General features: G+C 78.4%; 4 protein-coding genes. 1 reads left to right on the top strand and 3 read right to left on the bottom strand.

The features are described from left to right. Nucleotides 1–53: 53 nt before the first annotated feature. The 3 genes from lipB to ABEB16_RS21855 form a co-directional block, all read right to left on the bottom strand. A complete protein-coding gene (lipB, locus tag ABEB16_RS21845; RefSeq protein WP_425560293.1) occupies nt 54–695 on the bottom strand; it encodes a lipoyl(octanoyl) transferase LipB in 642 nt (213 codons plus the stop codon). A 98-nt stretch (nt 696–793) separates the two neighbouring features. Further along, nucleotides 794–1,528, bottom strand: a complete 735-nt coding sequence (locus ABEB16_RS21850; protein ID WP_345714272.1) for a Type 1 glutamine amidotransferase-like domain-containing protein — start codon at nt 1,526–1,528, stop codon at nt 794–796. After that, nucleotides 1,518–2,819: an NAD(P)/FAD-dependent oxidoreductase gene (locus ABEB16_RS21855; RefSeq protein WP_345714273.1), complete on the bottom strand. Its 1,302-nt coding sequence runs from the start codon at nt 2,817–2,819 to the stop codon at nt 1,518–1,520. Before ABEB16_RS21855 ends, ABEB16_RS21850 begins: the two co-directional genes overlap by 11 nt. Before the next feature lie 166 nt (nt 2,820–2,985). Between ABEB16_RS21855 and ABEB16_RS21860 the strand changes: the two genes are divergently transcribed. Then, on the top strand, nt 2,986–3,764 hold a 779-nt coding region (locus ABEB16_RS21860; protein ID WP_345714274.1), incomplete at its 3' end, for a protein kinase domain-containing protein.

Below are 3,764 nucleotides of genomic sequence, written 5' to 3' on the forward strand. Positions count from 1 at the left end.
GGCGGCACACCGCGTGCCGCCCGCGGGACGTCCCCGTCGGGCGAGGTGAGGGCTCAGCCCCGGCCGGGCAGGTCCGCCGCCGCCAGGTGGCGCTCCACCAGGCCGGCCGCCTCCAGCACCCCCACCCGGCGGCCGGTCTCCGCCGACAGCGACGTCACGCCCGCATCGGTGATGCCGCACGGCACGATCCCGGAGAACCCCACCAGGTCCGTGTCGCAGTTCAGCGCGAAACCGTGCATCGTCACCCCGCGCGCCACCCGGATGCCGATCGCGGCCACCTTGCGCTCCGGGCGCGTCGCGTCGGCGGGCAGCCACACCCCGGTGCGGTCCGGGACGCGGATCGCGGCCAGGCCCAGCTCGGCGCAGACGTCGAGGAGCAGCTGCTCCACCCGCCGCACGTAGCGCACCACGTCCAGCGGCTCCGCCAGCGCCACCACCGGGTACCCCACGAGCTGCCCCGGCCCGTGCCACGTGATGCGCCCACCGCGATCCACGTCCACCACGGGCGTGCCGTCGGCGGGACGCTCCCAGGAGTTCGTCCGGCGCCCCGCCGTGTACACCGGCTCGTGCTCCAGCAGCAGCAGGACGTCCTCGCCCTCGCCGGCCACCCGCTGCGCGTGGACCCGCCGCTGCAGCTCCCAGCCCTCCGCGTACGGCACCCGGTCCCGCCCCAGCCGGACCCGGCGCACCTGCATCCCCGGTACCCGCACGGGGCGGTCGGTGCTCGTGCTCACCGGCACACGGTACGCCCGGCGCCGGGCCGGTCAGGGCCGGTCCGGGCTCGCGGGCCGGCTCAGCGCGCCCCCGGCAGCAGCCGCGGCGCCAGCCGCTCCTCCGCCACGCCCGTGCCGGTGCGGCGCAGCAGCCACGCACCCGCACCGCGGACCTCGGCCACCGCCTCCACCAGCGCCGTGCCCCGGTAGACCAGGCCCACCCCGTCGTCCGTGCAGTGCGTCTCCGGCAGCACCCCGGCGGCGACCAGCGAGCGCGCCAGCGGCCGCCGGCCCGGCTCGGAGTCGTGGTGCACGCCGTTGCCGTACGGCAGGAAGCCCAGCGCGTCCGTCACCGGCCGCAGGTCCGGCCCCCAGGAGTCCGTCGTGCCGCCCGCGAACCAGCAGATCGAGCCCGCGCTCACCCCGCCCAGCACCACCCCCGCCTGCCACGCCCGGCGCATCGCGGCGTCCACCCCGTGCGCCCGCCACACCGCCAGCAGGTTCACCACCGATCCACCACCCACCCACACCGCGTCCTGCGCCAGCAGGTGCTCGGCCACGTCGGGCACCGACGGCATGGGGAACAGGTTCAACACCGAGACGTCCAGCCCGGCGCGCCGGCCCGCGTCGACGACCTCCGCGGCGAACCAGCGCTGGTCACCGGCCGCCGTGCCGACGTAGCACAGCCGCGGCCGCCCCGCCGCGCCCGACAGCTCCACGGCGTGCTGCACCAGCGGGGCGACGTCCAGCCAGCCGCGCTGCCCCTGCCGCCAGCCGCCGGACGTCGCGACGAGCGTGGGTTCCTCAGCGGGCACGGGCCGGCAGCGCACCCAGAGCGCGCAGCACCGCCACCGCCGCCCGCCGGCCGGAGACGAGCGCGCCCTGCTGGGAGGCGTTGTCGCGGTGGTCGCCGCAGACGTAGATCCGCTCCCCGAGCGCCACCGGGCGCGGGCCCGCGAACGGCGGCGGCAGCGCCGGCAGCGCCGCCGGCACGACGTGCGCGGTGAGCAGCTCCCAGCCGCGGGTGTCGACGCCGTAGATGCGCGACAGGTGCCGGCGGGCCTGCTCCTGCGACTCGGCGCCGCCGCGCTCGCCGAGCACCAGGGCGCTCACCAGCGCGCGGTGGTCCCCGCGGCGCAGCACGTAGCCGGGCGCCACCTCGCTGACGACGCTCGTGGTGACCACCGGGCCGGTGCGGTCTCCGTCGACGTGGATGAGCCTGGCCCGCGAGGCGGGGGCGGGGGAGTCCGGCGCCGCGAACCAGAACGTCGTCAGCGGGTGCACCGCCGGCGCCTCGAGGCCGACCAGGTGCGCCGCGCTCACCGGGTCCGTGGCCACCACCGTCGCCCGGACGCCCACCCCGCCGCCGGCGGTCTGCACGACGTGCTCGCGGGGGCCGATGAACTGGTGCTCGGCGCTCACGCCGGTCACGACGGTGCCCGCCGGCAGCGACGCCGCCAGCTGCTCGGGCACCGCGCCCATCCCCGCGGCGGGCAGGCCGGGCGTCCCGCGCAGGAAGCTGCGCACGATCAGGTCGACGAAGCGCGCCGACGTGGACCCGTCGTCCTCGCCCAGCACACCGGCCAGGAACGGCTCGATGAGGCTGCTGCGCAGCTCGCCGCGCACGCCGGCGGCGTCGAGCTCCTCCCGCCAGCTACGGTCGCGCTGCTTCAGGGCACCGGCCGAGGCCGTGCCCAGCACCCAGCGCACGGCGGCCGCCTTCTCGGCCGCCGTGCCCAGCGGGAAGCGCAGCGCCTGCAGCAGCGCCGCGGGGTGGCGGCGCGGGTCCCGCAGCGCCGCGACCGCGCCCCCGCGCTGCACCGCGATGCCCGCGTCGAAGTGCTGCAGCCGCAGCGCCTTCAGGTCCAGCAGCTCCCGCACCTCCGGGTAGCCGGGGTTGAGGACCTGGAAACCGCGGTCGACGCGGAAGCCGTCCACCTCCTCGCTGCGGACGCGGCCCCCGACGCGGTCCTGCGCCTCCACGACGACGACGTGCAGGCCGGCGGCCGTGAGGTGCCGCGCGCAGGCGAGCCCGGCGAGACCCGCGCCGATGACCGCGACGTCGGCGGAGGAGGGCAGCTGCGGCACGAGGGGTGCGATGGTCACCGGCGGAGCCTATCGACGCTGTGGACGACCGGCGCGGGGCCGCTCCGGGATGCGCTTGGCTCCTCCCGTGCGGGCAGGGGCAGCGGTGTCGGACAGCGGTGGAGCGGTGCGCGGGGCACGGGTGGCGGGGCGCCGTGCGCGGGCTCCGCAGCCGCCGCGCCCGCCCGTGGTCGACGGTTACGCCGTGGGGCGGCTGCTGGGCGCCGGTGGCACCGCGACCGTGTGGGAGGCCGTCGGCCCCGACGGGCAGCCGCGGGCGCTCAAGGTCCTCGACCGCCTGGCCGGGTCGCCCCCGGCGGAGGCGGCCGGCGCCGCGGAGGAGGGCCCGGCGGACGACGGCGCGGGTGAGCGCTCCGCGGCCCTGCTGCGGGAGCTGGCGCTGCTGCGCCGGGTGCGCCACCCCCACGTCGTCGCCGTGCGCGACATCAGCACCACGGCCACGGGTGAACCGGTGCTCGTGCTGGACCTGGCCGCCGGCGGCAGCCTCGCCGCGCTCGTGCGCCGGCGCCGCCGCCTCGCCGTGGGGGAGGTCGTCAGCATCCTCACCGCCGTCGGCTCGGCGCTGGAGGACCTGCACGCGGCCGGCGCGGTCCACGCCGACGTGTCACCGGGCAACGTGCTGCTCGCCGCCGACGGCACCCCGCTGCTGGCCGACCTCGGCGTGGCGCGGGCGCTGGGGGACGTCGGGGGCTGGTTGCACGTCACGAGCGGCTTCTCGGACCCGGCGCTGGAGGACGGCGGCGAGGTGACCGCGGCCTCCGACGTGTACGGCCTGGCCGCCGTCGCCTGGTTCGCCCTCACCGGCTCGCCCCCACCGCGCGAGGGCCGGCTCACCCGGCGCCGCGCCCGCCAGGAGCTGCCCGAGGGCATGCCCCCCGAGCTCGCCGACCTGCTGCGCGGGGCGCACGTGCCCGCCTGCTGGCTGGTCCCGCTGGAGTGGGCGGA

Origin of the sequence: Kineococcus glutinatus (assembly GCF_039542765.1) — a bacterium.
In the GTDB taxonomy this organism is placed as follows: Bacteria; Actinomycetota; Actinomycetes; order Actinomycetales; family Kineococcaceae; genus Kineococcus_A; species Kineococcus_A glutinatus.

Excerpts from the sequence above, each read along its gene's own strand:
- lipB (WP_425560293.1), bottom strand. The coding sequence starts at position 695 with ATGCAGGTGCGCCGGGTCCGGCTGGGGCGGGACCGGGTGCCGTACGCG.